A 16798-nucleotide genomic window follows, 5' to 3' on the forward strand; every position below is an offset into this window, starting at 1 on the left:
TGTCCATACGGCGTGATCAGCGGTCCGTGTCCTTCGATGCCCGAAGGCTGATCGTGGGCGGCCCGCCGAGGGGGCCGGGAGAGGCCGCGTCGCCCACCGCGGCGGTCAGCCGGCGCACCGCGGCCCGGTACCGTTCGGCGTCTCCGCGAAAACCCACCCGCTCCAGCCGGTCCAGGATCACGTGGTTGCGTTCGAGCGCCTCGCTGAGCAGCATGGCCCGCCCGGTCTCCAGGGCCACGACCGCCGCACGGGCGTCACCGAGGGCGGCGTGGGCCCGGGCCGCACCGGCCGACAGGACTTCCGCGGACCTGAGCCAGCTCTCCTTGTGCGCGCGGGTCGCCTGGCGCCGGAAGACCTGTCGCAGGACGGCCAGACCTTGTCCGCAGGCCTCGGCCGCCTGCTGGTGCTCCCCCCGGCTCTGCGCCCATCCGGCCCAGTTCAGCGCTGCTTGGACGCTCCACAGCACCTCGGTCGCCGCACCGTCCCGGCACGCCTTCCGGAACAGGGCCGTGGCCTTGGCCGCGTCGCCGGGGTCGCCGGACAGCCGGTGCCGATCGCGCAGGAAGCACGCGAGATTGTTGAGATACAGCGGCCGGGACACCGCTGTGCCGGGAAGGCGGTCGACCACGTCTCTGAGGGCGGCGACCGCCGCTTCCAGAAGACCGACGTCCTCCCTCACCCGCCACAGGTGCCACAGACAGCCCGCCCGGTTGGCGGCCGTTCTCGGGGCTTCGGGCGAATCGGCGGACAGCAGTGCGAGGGCTCTGTCGTACATCTGGAGGGCCTCTTCGAGCGCGGCGACATCGGATGTCCGGAGATGGTGGTCGACCAGCGCGCCGGCGAGGTTGTCGAGGTACACCGGCTGGTCCGGAGCGGTGGACACGGCGCCGTCGACCGCCTGGCGGAAGGCCGCCAGCGCCTGGGCCAGGGTGACGGAGTCCGCGGTGTGCTCGTAGCGGGTGCGCAGGGCGTTTCCCAGATCGTTGAGCAGCCCGTGCCGTACCGGTGCGGCCGGCGGGGTCAGGGCGACCGCCTCGTTCAGGCACGCGAGACTCTCGTCCAGATCCACCACCTGCCCCCGGACCGAGAAGCGGTCCAGCAGGTCGTTCGCCAGCTCTCTCAGGAGCCCCGGCGTCCGAGGCCCGCCGGGTTGTGTGCGGGCCAGAGCCTCCCGGTGCAGGGCGATGGCTGCTTCCAGGTCCTCCATGTCACCTGAGCCGGCGTGCCGCAGACGCAGCGCCACGGCGAGGTTGTCCAGGAGGGGGGTCACCGCGGGCGCGGCCGGTGGGGTCCTGGCGAGTAATTTGCTCAGCCGCGCGACCAGTTCGTCGAGCTGCGGGCCGGGGGCGGCGAAACGCAGCCCCGCCGTCGCGGCGTTCAGCTTCCGGACGGGCGGCTCCGGACCGTCGCCCCGGGGGAGGACGCCTGGGCTGTCGTCCGACAGGAGTCCGGACGCGCGCGCCAGGTCCTCGGGGGTGCCCCGCGCGTCCCAGCGGTCGAGCAAGGCGATCGCCAGGTCGCCGGCCCGTCCGCCGCGGGCCGGGGCCCTGGGCGGCGTCATGGTCAGAGCCTGGTCGAGGAAGCGCACCGCCTCGTCCAGAGCCGACCCGTCCCCGGTCGTCCGGTAGCCCTCCAGAACGGCCCGGCCCAGCAGGGCCAGCGCCGCGGGCTCCCGGCCGAAGGGCGGACTCGTGCTCAGGGCCTGTCGGCACACGGCCACGGCTTCGGCCAGGGCGTCGGTGTTCCCGATCCGCTCGTAATCGGCGAGTAGCGCGCCGGCGAGCCCGACCGCGCAGGAGGCGCGCAGGGCGGGGCGGTCCGTGGCGTGCACCGCCCGGTAGAGAGTGATTGCCAGGGTGAGATCGTCGATGGCCCCGCGATCCTCGTAGCGCATCCGCAGGGCCTCCGCGAGCGTGTGCATCTGCCATTCCCGATCGGCCGAGGAGGGCGGGCTGGCCGCCAGCGCGCTCTGCGCGAGCGACACCGCGTCGTCCAGATCGGACAAACCGCCGCCGCGCCGGTGACGGGCGAGCAGCACCCCGGACAGATTGGCCAGCCGTAGCGGGAGCTCGGGAGAGTCCCGGTCCGTGCTGTCGATGGCCTCCTGATAGACCCTCACGGCTTCGTCCATGGCGCTCCGGTCGCCCGTGCGGTCGTAGTGGGCCTGCAGGGCGCTGCCCAGGTTCGTCAGATACAGCAGCCGGTTCGGATCGTCGGGCCGGGACATCGCGACGGCTTCACGGTGCGCCTCGACGGCGCGGGCGAGATCCTCCGCGTCCCCGTTCCTGTCGAACCGTTCGGCGAGCGTCAGGCCCAGGTTGTCCAGCAGCGTGCACCGCAGGTCCGTGTCGTCCGGGTCAGGGCCGTCCGGGTCCATGTGCTCCAGCGCCCTGCGCAGGGTGCTGGAGGCGCTGTCGAGAAGGTCCATGGCGCCCGACAACTCGTACTGCACACGCATGCAGTTGGCGAGGTTGTTGAGGGTGAAGAGCTGCTCGGGCCGTTCGGCACCGTGGGCGGCCTCGTAGACCACCCGGGCCTCGTCCACGTCCTCCGGGTCGCCCATCGCCTCGAAGCGGTCCAGCAGGGCATGGCCCAGTTCGGTGAGGAACTCCGTGTCGGGGAGGGCTCCGTAGGCGTTGATGCGGCGCCACAGCAGGACGGCACGCTCGGCGGCATCGAGGTCACCGGTGGCGGCGTACCGCTCCCGGGCGGCGTCCGCCTGTGCGACCAGGATGCCGATGTCCTCGGGGAGGGGTGCGTCGGGCCCGGTCATTCGGCTCCTTCCGCCCGCCGCGGCGGGGTTGGTGCGTCGGCGCGCAGCTCGCAGGCACGCTTCAGCTCGCGGAGCGTGCCCCGTACCTCGGGCGGCAGGTCCTGGCCGGCCAGCCGGCGCGTGATGTGGTCGGCCACGGCGATGGCGTCGTCCGCTGTCCCGCCCGGTCTGCCGAGATGCCAGTCCCGGACCGCGTGCGTGACGATCGTCGACGCGCGTGGCCCCGGTTGTTCGTAGTCGTCGATCACGGTCTGCCATTCCCCGAGGTAGGCGAGCCCCGCCAGCCGCCCGAGGGCCGAGTCGGGCGTCGGGGCGACGGCGGTCAGCAGATCCCTGGCCCGGGGCAGCGCGCCGGCGTCGCCCCGGGCGGCCGCGAGCCGGGCGAGCCAGCCCACGGCCGGCAGGACGTCCGCCAGGGCGGTCTGCTCCAGGAATCCGTACGGGCCGGTCGCCCGGCGCCTGGGCGTGGTGCCGAACCCGGGAGTGGCGGCGAGCAGACAAGCGTACGGGAAGGCCTCGGCGAGGCCCGCCGTGGCCGCGGCGGATACGAATTGTTCCGCGCCGTCCTCGTCGTCGGCGCCCGGCCACAGCTCGGCCAGCCGCTCCCGGGCGGTCCGGCACGGTCGATGCCCGGGACCACTGGACGCGTCGAGCAGGAACGCGCTGCTCCCGGCCAGCCCGAACAGGGCCAGAGCCGCGTCCTCCCCGCCGGCGTCCAGCAGCGTCTCCAGGTCCTCCGGCAGGGCCCGGGTCCGGGCGAACGCCATGATCCACGGCCAGTTGTGGCGCAGCGTCAGGCCGCGCTGCTTCAGTGTGCGTGCCGTTCGCAGGGCCAGCCGGACGCCCCGGGCACGATCGGCGGAGAACACCGCGCAGACAAGTCCCGCGAGGGCCTCGGCATGGTCACCGGCCGTCTGCGCGGCGAGACCCTCGACCAGCGAGGTGACCAACTGCTCGGCCCTGTCGAGCGCCTGGTCGGCGGGTTCGCCGAGGCCGGCATCGAGTTCGCCGACGGCCACGGCCAGGGCAGGCAGCCGGTCCGGCGGCAGTTCCCCGGCCGTCGCGGTGAGCAGGAGCGCCGCCCGTTCGGGCACGAGGGCCAGCAGCCGGTGGGCGGCCGCGGCGGCGACCAGGCGGTCGTCGCTCCGGACGAAGCGGTGGGCGAGGTCTTCGGGCGAGGACGGGGGCCCCGTCAGGACCTCCCAGGCCTCGGCCGGCAGCGGCGGCACGCTCTTCCGCTCGGGCGCCGACGGGCTCAGGCCCCACCTGGCGGTCGTCTGTTCGAGCAAGCGGCCCGCCTCGTCGTGGGCCGCGAAATCGAACCGATGCCGCAGCAGCGGCTCCACCCGTCCGGCGGCGGCGAGTTCGCCGAGGAGTGCGCACCGCTCGTCGGTCAGCCGGAGCTGCTCGGTGTACCCGGCGGCAGCGGTCAGCTCCGTTACGTTGGCGGTCAGCCGCTCCTCGCAGACGGTGACCCAGCGCCGTGTCAGTGCCTCGGTCGGGTCGGTGTCGAGCGTGCGCAGGGCCCGGCGGGCGGCCGAGGACACCGGCCAGGGCTGGGCCGGGTCTACCAGTTCGGCGAGGCGGGGTGTGAGGGCGGTGAGACCGTTGCGGGCCACGGCGTTCACGGCGGCGACCTTCGTCGCGTTGTCGGACGCGCCGCCCAGAACGGCCGCGCAGGCCGCCCGCAGAGCGCCGGGGTTCCCGGTCCTGTCGCGCCGCGCGATCGAGGCCAGACCCCGGACGGCTTCCGTCCGCGCCCCGGGGTCCACCGACGGATCCTGTGCGACGGTCCGCAGGAGCGCACGCGCCCGTGCCCCGCCGAGCTGCCCGAGTGCCGACGCCGCCTCACACCGGGTCACCGGGTCCGCGTCCGGTCTGCGGAGCAGGCTGTCCGCGCGCGTGAGGAAATCGTCCAGAGCGGCGGGGTTCGGCGCCGGAGCGGCAGCCAGCAGACGGGCAGCCAGCAGGAGGTCGTGCTCAAGTGCGGCCCTCACCAGCGCCTCGGCCGGGGCCTCGTCCGCCACCGTGAACGTCTGCAGGATCCTGGCCGGTTCGTGCCAGGCCGGGCGGCAAACGCGCCTGGCGGTGCCGTCGGGATCCTCGCTCCACGTGAGGTAGAGCCACCGGGCCGCGAAGAACTCGCGCATCGTGGTACTGGTGAAGGCGAGCACGGGCTGCAGGTCGACGACCCTCCGCTCGATCAGTCCCGACTTCGTGAGGTTCTCGATCCGCAGGGGCATCCCCCCGGCCAACTCGGCCTCAGGCAGTTCCGTGGCACGCCGGTCGGTGAGCTCGCGGGCGAGTTCGGCGAGCAGGGCCTCGGCGGCGTCGTAGGGATCGGACAGGCGGGGCGACCGGGCCAGGGTGTACGCGGTCAGCTTCTGCCGGGCGTAGATGTACAACACCTCTCCGATGCCCAGCCGGAGGTCGCTCTCCGCGGTGAGTCCGTCGGCGGCGGCCGTCTCGGCGGCCAGGTCGGCGACGAGGGTGACGAGACGGGGCGAGCGCAGCCCTGCGGCGAGCCGCGGCTCGGACTGCTCGCCGAACATCATCGCGAAGAGTCTGTCCGCCGTGCCCACGGGGTCCCGCAACCGTGCGTCGGCCAGCAGCCGGCCGAGGAGCGTACGGCGGATCTGCTCGTCGTCCGGCGGTTCCAGGACGAGCACGTCGAAGACGTCCGCCAGATCTGGCTCGGCGGGAAGGGCGGCGATGGTACGGGGGCGCTCGCACACCAGGATGCCGGCACGCGGCGCGTCGGCGTGGACGAGGAGCCATGACACGACCCGCTGCCGCTCGGCACCCGGATCGAGCGCGTCCAGACCGTCGACGACCAGGAGGAGTATGCCGAGGGAGCGCAGGGCGTCGATGTGGTCCGCCCAGGCCGGGGGCATCTCGGCCTCCGTCCAGGCGAGGGCCGGCGGGGACACGGACACCGGTGACTCCCCGTTGCGGTCCGGCAGCAGCTCCGAGAGCCGAGTGGCGGAGACGACCAGGGGAACGCGGAGTTCGGGCGGCGCGGACGGGCTCTCGGGGGCGGCGGCTGCGGCCGCCGCGGCCTGGCGCAGGCACCACTGCTCCACGACAGCCGTCTTGCCGGACTGGGGCTCGCCCCGCAGCAGCGTCAGCCGCCCGGCGTCCAGGTGGCGCTGGACGTCCTCCACCCGTCCGCCGGTGTCTGCGGCCCGCATGACCAGACGCGGACCGGGGTCGGTGGCCCGGCCCACCGTCGTCTCACCCCACTCCCGGAAGGCCGTGCGCACGAGCTCGCGGCCGACCTCCCGGAGCATGGCCTCCAGCTCGGGGTCGTACAGGCCGCGGTGGTCCATCTCGTCGACCAGCGCGGCGAGCGCCGCCGCGGTCCGCGGGCCGTCCGGCGCGGCTCCCCTCGCCGTGGCCCGGGCCGCGGCGACCAGCAGGCCGGCCGGCCAGTACCCGTAGGGCCGTTCCTCGTCGTAGGACTCGGCGCAGACCCCGGCCGCCGCCACGGTCGCGGCGATCGCGGCCGGGCCGACGGCGGTGAGGTTCCAGCCGAAGGTCTGGTTGGCGGTGATGCAGAGATGGGCGGCGTACTCCCGGTGCCAGCCCCGCGCCGCGTTTCCCCGGAGGCTCAGCGCGGCCTGGGTCCGTACCGCCCACAGCACCCGGAACGCGGCGAGCAACGGGTTCGGGAAGTGCCGCAGCACCTCCAGGGCGACCTGCTCGGCTGCGGCGGCCGCCTTCCGCGGCGGGGCGGTCGAGGCATCGGTCAGGGCGCCCGCCAGGAACAGCGCCCGTTGCAGGGCGAGGACCTCGCCGAAGTCGAAGCGAGGGGCGAAGACGTCACGGAGCAGGCCGAGTTCCAGCCAGGTGAAGTCGGCGAGGGGCGGTTGGCCGGTGCGGGTCCGGGCGAAGTCGATCAGATAGATCTGCTCGGCTCCGTCGGCGCTTGTCGCGACGATCAGGTTGCGCGGGTTCGGGTCGCCGTGCACCAGCGATTCGACCCGACCTGGACGCTGGTCCGTCAGCATGGGGTACAGCCGGGCGAAGGGCGACAGGGTCCGCTCGCCGCCGGCCGCCACCTCCTCTTCCTCCAGCACGAGGTCGCGACAGCGCTCGGATATCGCGCTCCACCGGTTGGCGGGGTAACGGTCTGCCACGGCTCCGCAGAGCTTGATCTCTCCGGACGTTCCCACGGCCGGGGAGGGGACGAGGCGGTACTCGATCCGGTCGTGCGTCCGTGGGCCATCCACCGCCGCTGATCCTGAGCCCAGGTAGACGGGGCCCGCGGGGGCGGTCGGGGCGAGCACGATCTTCAGCAGGGTGCGTTCGTGGCAGTAGGCGACGTCTCCGTCCGGGGGAGAGCCGTCGACACGCAGCTCGAACATCGGGCCGAGGTCCGGTACGAAGGAGTCGAGGCTCGTGTCCTCCGCGCGCACCTCCGCGTGGCTGTAGAAGGCGGCGCACGCCTTCTCGCCGTACGCGGCGAGCAGCCCGAGTACCGGGGCCACCGCCTCCGGGCCGTTCTGCCACACCTGGGCGACACGTTCCTCCAGGGTGACGACGGACCGGTCGGGGCCTCCCGCGTAGTGGCTCACATGACCATAGACGACGGCCTCGCGCCGTCCCGGCACGGACCTGTCGCGATCGAGCACGGTACGGGTCGCGGCCTCGACGGGGGCGCACAGGGCGATGCGCGGGCTCATCAGGTGGTCCTGGTAGGCCCTCCACTCGGCCCTCATCTCCGCGGCGGGGCCGATCTTGACGACGCACCGCCACACCGCGGTCCGCCAGGAGATCTCCGCCTCCAGGACCAGCGGGCCGTCCCGTCCGCCCTGCAGCAGCCGTTTGGCCGCGATGTGCCTCGGCGGCTCGCTCCACTGCCCGATGCCCGCCCCGGCCGGTTCGAGCCGCTTCAGTACGTCGAGCACTTCGTCTTCGTGGGGCCGCACGTCGTCGGCGCAGCTGAACGTCGTGGTCTGCGGCACACCACTCCCGTGTCTACCGGCCCATGACGGAGAGTCAGGCACCATGGACGGAACGGAACGTGAGTCAGTATGCACCGGGAGGTAGCCGGCGTGGGGGAGTCTCGAACACCCAGGGGAGCGCTGTCGTGGGCCGATGTCTGTCGGTCCAAGGACCGGCTGCGCCAGTGGGCGAAGGAGGGTGGTCGGCTTGCCGAGTGGCGCGACCTCGACCGGGCGTCGCAGGAGCAGCGGGACACCCTGGAGAAGTGGGCCGTGCTGTGGGACGCCGTCGACGCTCACCGCGCGGCGGCCGGCGGCTACAACGTGCGGGGGGACGATGAGGAAGCCGGGCCGTCGGTGGCGTACGGCTGCCCGAGCGCGCGGCAGTGCGGACGGAGGGTGGTGACCGAACCGGCCGACCCGGCGCCCGAGTGCCGCCTGGTCCGGCGGCCGATGGCCCCGGAGCGGGGCCGGTGACCGCGCGTCAGCGGCCGGCGAGGCGGGCCGACGGGTTGCCGTACACGGTGTAGGCGAGCCAGGTCGGGTCCCCTGCCTCATCCATGATCGTGCGGCGGGCGTCCAGCGACGCCTCGCCGAGCGGGGTCCCGTCGGCCAGGGCCCGGTAGAACGCGTCGGCGAAATCCGCCGCCGAGGTGGAACGCACGTCCCAGAGGGAGCCGACGAACGCTCCGGCGCCCGCCTGGAGAAACTTTCCGGCCCAGCCCACGGTTCCCGTCAACGCGCGGATCTCACCGCCGGTGCGACAGCCGTTGAGGAACACCAGTGGACTGGTGCGCCACGCCCTGCGCAGCGCCGCCCGGTTGAGGGCGTCGGGGCGGAAGTCCCCACCGTTGAGCTCCACCGCGGCCCCGGTGTGCTCGTCGAACATGTGGTGGCAGGCGAAGTGGAGCACGCCGGGGGGTTCCGAGAGCAGCCGCCGCAGATCATCCAGGTCCTCGACGACACCCAGGTCCCGGGTACCGCTGAGATGGGCGCGTACGGCGGCGATCTCCCGTCCCGCATGCTCCGGAGCCTTCCGGGACCGGACGAAGGCGGTGCTCGACGGGACGATCAGGCGTGCCCGGGACTGGCCCGAGGCCCGGCGGACGACCGCCATGCGGCCGGCGAGGAAACCGACCTCGTCGGTCTCGTCCACCGCGTACAGCAACTCCCACGGGACCGTGTCCAGTTCGCTGGCCACCGTGAAGGAAGTGATGCGGTCGAGCTGGTTCCAGAAGGCGGTGCGCACGGCGGCGGGAATGATGCCCCACAGTCCGGAACCGAGGTCCTTCAGCCGTTCCTGGACCAGTGCCGGGCTGTCCAGGCGGTGCTCTCCGCGTGCCATCAGCCCGAGTTCGGTCGCGAGCAGGCCGACGGCCTCTGTCGGGTCGGCGCTCGGCAGGTCGGAGCGTTCGGCCCGGGCGAGGTCGTCGCCGAGCAGCCGGAACCGGTAGTGGTCAGCCTCCTGGGCGACTTCGAGGGTCACCTCCCCGGGCTCGCAGACCATCACCGGCAGGTCCGCGGTGACAACAGCCTTGCCACCGGGAGCGGTCCTGTCGGCCGCGGGCGTCTCGACGGCCACCTCGACCGTCAGTTCGCCGAGGAAGGTGCCACCGCGGTGAGCACGGACGAGCACGCGGTGCAGCCCGGCATCCAGGGCACGGAACCCGAAACGCGCCGGCTCGGAGTCCCCCGTCCCGGGCACCACCAGCTCCTGTTCGAGGTCGTCCCGGGAGAACAGGCCGGGGGCCGAGACGCTCACGGTCACGGTCGCCCCCTCGGGCGGCACGTCGAAGGGCTTCAGGGCGGCCGAGGGGCCCGTCGGCGACGTGGCCAGAACACGCACGTACAGCGGGAACCGCTGGCCCACGACGACCGACTGCCGAGGCAGTACGGCCTCCAGGCGCCGGACCGGGCCGGGCTCGGTCGAGCGGTAGTCGCTGTGGTCGTCGGGCCGGTTGCGGGCGTGTTGTTCACGCACCCAGGCGCGCAGGTCGTCCTGGGCCGTCAACGCCCGGCGCAGGGCGGCTTTGGCGGCGCCCGGCGGGAGGTCGAGCGCCCGGTCGAGGGCCGCGGCGCTGTCCCGGGCGGCGCTCGCGTCGGTGATCAGCCGGTACACCAGCCGCCGGGCCTCCCGGGCCAGCGCGCGCCAGTAGTCCTCGTCCATCCGCCCCGGCTCCATGTGCCCTCCCGGCCGTCGGCGGCCCGATCAGATCCCGAAGTGGGCGAACGCCGCCCAGTCGGCGATGTGTGCCTCGTCCCGAGCAGCCGGCTCGGCCGGCAGAAGCGCGTCGAGCAGTGTGTCCGCAGCGGCAGGCGAGAGCCGGCCCTCGTCGGCCGCCGCGTCGAGGAACCGCGTCTTCTCCTCGTTGGAGGTGTCCCGCACCCAGATCTGGGCGCGGCGCAGGGCCTCCGCCGGCGGCGCGCCGGCCCTCCAGTGGTCGTAGAAGCGCGTCATCACCAAGGCGGTGGGCAGGTCGGGCACCGGCCACTGCGACGCGACCACTCCCGCGGCGCCGGCCTGGAGCAGACCGGTGGGCAGAGCGACGACCTCGTCGGGCAACCGCGTCCCGGGCACCGAGGTCTCGCACGACGACAGCACCGCCAGCCGCAGCCGCAGGTCGAGCCCCATCAGGTCGCGCAGCCGTAGCGTCCGGCCGTCCGCCAGCGACAGTCCGCTGTCCAGTGGGCTGCCGACGTCGGCGAAACCGTGGCAGGCGAAGTGGACGACACCGGCGGCAGGAAGCTCCCGCAGGACGGCGGGGACCGTGGCCCGGGGACCATGCAGCATCCGGTGCGCGCCGGGAAAGGTACCGGCGACGATCTCGGCCTCCAGCGCGGTGAAGGACGTACGTCCGCCGGCGGCCGTCCTGTGGGGGTCGGTGACGACCAGCAGCCGGTCGGGGGCGTGCTCCTGCGCGATGCGGCGCGCGGCGGTGAGGGCGCGCGCGTTGGGGATGTAGCTGATCGCGGCGTGGTCGACGGCCCACCGGCGTCCGGTCGGGGTACCGGTGGCCGGTGTCCAGGCCGCGTGCAGGGGCAGCATGCCCAGCAGTCCGGCAGGTACGAGGGTGACGCGGTCCTCGTCGGCCAGTTCGCCACGCAGCAGTGGGCCCATCGCCGCGTCCCACAGCCACCGGGCGGTGCCGTCGAGATCCGTGCTCCAGGCCGCGAACCCGGCCCCCGGGTTCGCGCGGAACTCGGCCCCCGAGACGGCCAGGCCGCCGACGCGGTGGCGTACCGCCTCCGTCGAGAGGTCCTCGAGCCACAGCACGTTCACGTCGTTCCCGCGCACGATCAGTGCGAGGCCGCCCCCCTGTGCGGGGGAGAGGTAGCACAGGGGGTGCTGCTCCGCCGCCACCGAGATGTCCTCGAAGGACGGTTCGGCGAGGAAGTCGCCGAAGCCTTCGAGTCGGCGGATCTCGTCGATGACGTCGTCCAACTCCTGGCGAGCAGAGCGCAGTTCGTCGAAGTTCAGCCCCTGACGCCCGCCCTCGGGGAAAATGTCCGCTGTCGACTCCGCCACGTGGGCCATCGTATGGGTCCCTGACGGCGTGGGAAGCCTGAACCGGGTGAAGGAACACGAAAGCGGGGCGGCGCGGTACCGGCCGAGGGCGGGAGACGGGGTGGCACGTCGGACGGGGTGGGTCGCGCGGACCCTGGCGGCAGTCCGCGAGGACGTGTGGGTACGCCGGTGCCAACGGCTGCTGGACGCCTATGCCGCCGAACCCAGCTGGGAGGAGGGACACCGGCTTCTCGTCCGTCGTCCGGCGCTGCTCGAAGAGCGGGCGGACGTCGTGATCGGTGAACTCGTCGCGGCCGCGGAGCGCGTGGGCCTGTCCGAGGTGGCGGAGCGCTACGCCTACTACCGGGGGATCCTGGGACGGTATCGCGAGGTCGGGCCGGAGCGGGCACTGCGCGAGTTGACGTCCGACGAGGACGACGCCGTGATCGACCTGGCCGAGCAGGCGACGGCGGCGTACGAGCGCTACCACGAGGGGTGCGGACCCGACACACTCGACACGGCGGTGCGCGGCAACGAGGAGGTGCTGGCCCGCGCTGTCGCGGTGCCGACCCGGGTGGCGGCACTGACCAACCTGGGCCTCATGCTGCTGGACCGGGCCGAACGCGACGGCAGCGCGGAGGACACCGAGCGGGGTCTTGCCCTGCTGGAGGACGCGGTGGTGCGAACGCCGCCGGGCAGTGCCGAGCGGAAGGACTGCACCGTCAACCTCGCGGGCGGGCTGCTGCAGCGCCACCGTGTCGACGGCGACACCGGCGCGCTGGACCGTGCGCTGGTCCTGCTCGAACCGCTGGCCGGCGCCCCGGCGCCGGCTGCCGCCGCCACCGACGACCCCGGGGCCGTGGTGCTCTGGCTCAACCTGGGATCGGTCCACTACGCCCGCTACACCAGGTTCGGCGACCAGGCCGAACTCGACGCGGCGATCGGGTGCTACCGCCGGGCCGTCGCCGCGGTCGCCGGCGCACAGCCCTGGACCTCGGGGCGCCTGCTCGGCAACATCGCCACCGCCCTGTCCGAGCGGTACCAGCGCACCGGGAACCAGGACGACCTGGACGGAGCCCTGGAATGCATCGAACGCACGATCGGGGTGACGTCCGAGGGTTCCCCGGAACGCCCCGCCCGACTGGCGCTCCACGCGATCCTGCTGCTGGAACGCCATGACGCCCGAGGATCCCTCTCGGATCTCGACCTCGCCGTGGAGAAGTTCGCCGCCGCGCTGCGCGAGACGCCCGAGAACTCCCCCGAACGCCCGCTGCGGGAGGGCGAATTCGGCACCGTGCTGCTCGCCCGGTACCAACGCACCGGCGAACTGGCCGATCTGGACGAGTCCGTGGCCGTGTTGCAGCGTGCGGTCCGGGGCCGCGGATACGAAGCCGAGGACGAGGCCGTTCTGTGGGGGCAGTTCGGGACCAGTCTGCGCGTACGGGCCCGCAGGCGGCACGACCGCTACGACGCCGGGCAGGCCGTGGCGGCACTGCGGCGCGCGGTCACGCTCGCGACCGGAACGCCGAGCCGGGCGATCGATCTCAACAACCTGGGCGGAGCCCTGCGCCTGCAGGCCGAACTCCTCGGCACGCGGGACCCGTTGACGGAGGCCATCACTGCATACCGCGACGCCCTGGACCACCTGCCGCCCGGCTCGCCACGTCACACCGCAGCCCTCGGCAACCTGGGCACCGCGCTGCTCGCCCGCGCCGAGACCGCGCGCGACAAGGCCGAACTGGACGAGGCCGTCAGCGCGCTCACCGCCGCGGTCGCCGGTACCGACGAGAGGGCGCCCGATCTGGCGGGCCGCTGGTGCAACCTGGGACACGGACTGTGCGTCCGCCACCAGCGCACGGGACAGGCGCGGGATGCCGAGGCCGCGACCGCCGCGTACCGCGGCAGCTGCTCCCGTGCTCGGCTGGCCGGCCCCGAGGCGGGGCTCCTCGCCGGCCGCGCCTGGGGTCTCTGGGCGCACTCCAGGGGCGCTCACGCCGAGGCGAGCGAGGCGTTCGGTCACGCGAGCGAGGCGGCTGAGCGGCTGATGCGCACCCAGTCGGGCCGGGAGGCGGTGGAGGTCTGGCTGGCGGAGTTCCTGGAGGTCCCGGCCCATGCGGCGTACGCCCAGGCCGCCACGGGCGACGCGCGCGCTGCCGCCGTGCAACTGGAACGCGGCCGGGCCCGGTCCCTGTCACGGGCGCTGGAACGCGGCCGTGCCCAACTGGGTCTCCTGGCCGCGGTCCGGCCCGACCTCGTCGAGCGGTACCGGCACGCCACGACCCGCGTGACCGTGCTGGAGACGGCCGAACTCGCAGGCGTCCGTCCGGCCGCCACCCGCGCCGCGGAGTCGTGATGCACGACGACTCCTCCGACCTGGACCCGCCCGCCCGACGGCTGTTTCTGACCGTCGACAAACTGCTGCGGATCGCCCGGGCGTCGGACGACCGGACGGTCTGGGACCACGCCCTGAGCGCCGCCGGGCTCGTCGTCGGTCTGCCCTGCGTCCTCGACCCCCGGTACTCACCACTGAGGCTTCTCGCGATCACGGTCTATGTGGACAGCTGCGCGGCCACCGGGGATCGCGAGCGGCTGGACCAGGCGATCGAGTCGCTCCGCCGGCTGCGGTCCCCGGACGCCGACGAGGCGGAAGCCGCCCACCGAGGGTTGGCCCTGGCGGTGCTCCTCAACGCGCGCCATGACCTGCTCTCCCTGGCACAGGGCGGTGAGGACCCGGCGGACCTCGACGAGGCGCTCGCCCAGCCTTTCCCCCCTCGGCACTCGGCGGCGACGAGCCTGAAGGGGCGGCTGCTGCGTATCCGCTTCGAGCGGTACGGCGACACGCGCGACCTCGATGCCGCCGTGGCAGAACTGAGAACCGCCCGCGCTCTCGCGCCCGCCGACCCGGCGGCCGGGGACCGGCTTCTGGCCACCGCCACGCTCGGCGACGCCCTGCGCGCCCGGGGCGATTTCACCGGTTCGCTGGAGGACCTCGACGAGGCCGTCGAGCTGCTCCGGGAAGTCGCCGAGACGCGACGCGACAGGCGTGCCGACGCCCTGACCGCCCTTGGCGTCGCCCTGCTGGCCCATGCCCAGGCCGCCGACGGAGCCGCTGCGGAACACTCGGCGGCCGAAGCGGTCCGCGTGCTGGAGCGGGCGGTGGCGGACACCGACGCCGACCACCTCGACCTGCCGCGCCGGCACGCGCACCTCGGTGACGCGTTGCGCACCCGCGCCCGCGCCCGGCAGGACACGGACCCCGGCGTCGTACGGGATCTGCACGCCGCCCTGGACCGCCACGAGACGGCGCTCGCCCTCTCCGACGACGACCGGTGGCGGCCACAGACGCTGGCGGCCCTCGCCACCGTCCACAGCGACCTCGGCCGCAGAACGCCCGAACCGGCTGTGCTGGACACGGCGGTGAACGCCTGGCGGCGGGCCTACGACGAGACGCCCGAGGACGATCTCCGCCACCCCTACACCCTGGGCAACCTGTGCCTGGAGCGCTGGCACCGCGCGCTGGCGGAGGGCTTCGACGCCGGTCGCCGGGACGCGGAGTTCCGCGCCGTCGCGGCGGACTGGCTCGGCATCGCCGACGACGTCCGCGCCCCCGCCGAGTGGCGGGCACTCGCGGCCTTCCGCGCCGCGACGGCACTGCTGCGCCTGCCCGATCCGTCCGCTGCCGTGCGTGCGGCGTCGAAGGCGGTCGAGCTGCTGCCCTTGCTGGCCGCGCCCTCCCGGAGCCGGAAGGAGCAGGAGAAGACGCTGGCCGAATGGCAGAGGCTGCCCGAGGAGGCGGCTCGCATCGCGGTCGAGATCGGCGATTCCCGCCACGCCCTGGAACTCCTGGACACGGGGCGCGCGGTGCTCTGGTCCCACTACGGCGGCCTGCGGGACGACGCGGCCGAGCTCCGGGCGGCGGACCCCGAGCGGGCGGCGGCACTCGCCGAACTCGAAGCCGTCGCCGGCCGGGCCCTGCACGGCGACGCCGCCGCGCGACGGACCGGCGTGTTCCGTCGCCGACAGGAGCTCATTGACGAGATCAGGCGCGAAAACTCCGGTCTCGGGCGGTATCTCATGCCCGCGCGCTACGACGAACTGCGCGAGGCCGCGGCCGACGGACCGGTCGTCGTGGTGTCCGCGGGACCCGACGGCGGTTTCGCCTTGGCACTCACCGACGATCGGGCCGCTCCCCTGCCGATCGACCTGCCGGGCCTGACAGCCGCCGAGACCGGCACCCACGCGAGGAGGCTGGTCACGGCATGGAACCTGGTGCGCCTGCAGCCCTCGTCCGCCGAAGGACACGAGGCACTCGCCGAGTGCCTCGACGCCCTGCTGCCATGGCTGTGGGAGCGGCTCGCGGGCCCCGTGCTCGACACACTGTCCTTGCCGGCGCCTGCCGGGGGCGAGCTGCCCCGGCTGTGGTGGTCGCCGTGCGGGCCGCTCGCAGTTCTGCCCCTGCACGCCGCTGGCATCCCCACCGCCGGCCACTCGGTACTCGACCGCGTCGTCCCGTCCTGCACACCGACGGTCGAGACCCTGCTCCGGCTGCGGCGTGCCCAGCGCGGGCGGCCCGGCCCGGAGCCGCCCGCGCTGCTGCCGGTCGCCGTCCCGGGCGATCCCGCGCTCTCGTACGCCGAGGACGAGGTGCGAGCGGTCGCGGCCCGGCTCGGGTGCCACGCCTCGCCGCCGCTGCTGGGCCCGTCGGCGACCGCCGGAGAGGTACTGCGACAACTGCCCCGGCACGACTGGGTGCACTTCGCCTGCCACGGGCTGCACCGCCCGCTCGACGCCTCGCAGGGCGGACTGCGCCTGTACGACCGCACGTTGACGGTGCTCGAACTCGCCCAGGCCCGGGCCCGCCCCGGTGGCGTGGCCTATCTGTCGGTCTGCTGGGGCGCACAGGGACACCGCGAGCTGCCGGGCGAGGCCGTCCATCCCGCGGCCGCCCTGCTGATCTCCGGCTACGAGCACGTGGTGTCCGCCGGCTGGACACTGGACGACGACTCGGCATCCGAGGTGGCAGAGGCGGTGTACGCCGGGCTGACGGCGGACCCCGGGACACCGTCGGCGTCCGGTACGGCACGCGCGCTGCACGGTGCAGTCACCCGGTTGCGGCAAGCTGGTCGCGAGCCTCGAGTCTGGGCCCCGTACGTTCACTTCGGCCTATAAACAAGCAGCTCAACGATCCATTACGGCGTGGGACGAATCCCCGGCGGGGAGCAGAGAGGCCCACAGCTCGTTGTGGTTGGGGAACGTGCAATCTCCCCGAGGTCGCGCAGCATGCCACACGTGACGAGATGCTCAAGGGAGGTCGGGACTGGCGGCGAGGTCGACCAGACGGACGGGGGCCGGTTCGGGATCGGTGATCCCGTCGTTGTATTCGTCCATCAGGTACGTCTCGACGTGGTCGCGGTGGGCGCGCCACTGGTGCAGCTCGTCCACCATTTGGTTCATCCGGACGCCACGAAGGGCTGCCAGGTCGGCCGGCTCGGCATCGGAGGCTCGCGGAGGCGGGGGTTCGGTCAAGCTTTCCAGAGTGGCACCCGCAGGTCGCCCGGGAGTACAACTCCCGGG

The 16798-nt window shown here is 73.6% G+C and carries 8 protein-coding genes; 3 read left to right on the plus strand and 5 right to left on the minus strand.

What is annotated here, in order from left to right:
- Positions 1 to 16: 16 nt before the first annotated feature.
- Complete coding sequence (locus E4N62_RS45220) at positions 17 to 2773, minus strand: tetratricopeptide repeat protein (RefSeq protein WP_230224146.1); 2757 nt, start codon at positions 2771 to 2773, stop codon at positions 17 to 19.
- Entirely contained in the window at positions 2770 to 7740 is a 4971-nt protein-coding gene (locus E4N62_RS45225) for a hypothetical protein (protein ID WP_230224148.1), read from the minus strand. The genes E4N62_RS45220 and E4N62_RS45225 overlap by 4 nt, the downstream gene beginning before the upstream one ends.
- Before the next feature lie 90 nt (positions 7741 to 7830).
- Between E4N62_RS45225 and E4N62_RS45230 the strand changes: the two genes are divergently transcribed.
- Positions 7831 to 8196: a hypothetical protein gene (locus tag E4N62_RS45230; protein ID WP_230224150.1), complete on the plus strand. Its 366-nt coding sequence runs from the start codon at positions 7831 to 7833 to the stop codon at positions 8194 to 8196.
- Positions 8197 to 8203: 7 nt separating this feature from the next.
- On the opposite strand, the gene E4N62_RS48455 is transcribed toward E4N62_RS45230, so the two are convergent.
- Both E4N62_RS48455 and E4N62_RS45240 read right to left on the minus strand, forming a co-directional pair.
- Complete coding sequence (locus E4N62_RS48455) at positions 8204 to 9901, minus strand: CHAT domain-containing protein (protein ID WP_268270504.1); 1698 nt, start codon at positions 9899 to 9901, stop codon at positions 8204 to 8206.
- Between the two features lie 27 nt (positions 9902 to 9928).
- Positions 9929 to 11245 carry a CHAT domain-containing protein gene (locus E4N62_RS45240; RefSeq protein WP_230224152.1) on the minus strand — a complete coding sequence of 439 codons (1317 nt, stop codon included), beginning with the start codon at positions 11243 to 11245 and terminating at the stop codon, positions 9929 to 9931.
- 100 nt (positions 11246 to 11345) lie between these two features.
- Between E4N62_RS45240 and E4N62_RS45245 the strand changes: the two genes are divergently transcribed.
- Positions 11346 to 13577, plus strand: coding sequence for a hypothetical protein (locus E4N62_RS45245; protein ID WP_230224154.1), 2232 nt, complete (start codon positions 11346 to 11348; stop codon positions 13575 to 13577).
- Positions 13577 to 16393, plus strand: coding sequence for a CHAT domain-containing protein (locus E4N62_RS45250; protein WP_230224156.1), 2817 nt, complete (start codon positions 13577 to 13579; stop codon positions 16391 to 16393). Before E4N62_RS45245 ends, E4N62_RS45250 begins: the two co-directional genes overlap by 1 nt.
- A gap of 132 nt (positions 16394 to 16525) precedes the next feature.
- Here the strand turns inward: E4N62_RS45250 and E4N62_RS45255 are convergent, their stop codons facing one another.
- Positions 16526 to 16750 carry a hypothetical protein gene (locus E4N62_RS45255; RefSeq protein WP_230224158.1) on the minus strand — a complete coding sequence of 75 codons (225 nt, stop codon included), beginning with the start codon at positions 16748 to 16750 and terminating at the stop codon, positions 16526 to 16528.
- Between the last annotated feature and the right edge of the window lie 48 nt (positions 16751 to 16798).

The sequence above is a fragment of the Streptomyces sp. MNU76 genome (genome assembly GCF_020982545.1).
Lineage (GTDB): Bacteria > Actinomycetota > Actinomycetes > Streptomycetales > Streptomycetaceae > Streptomyces.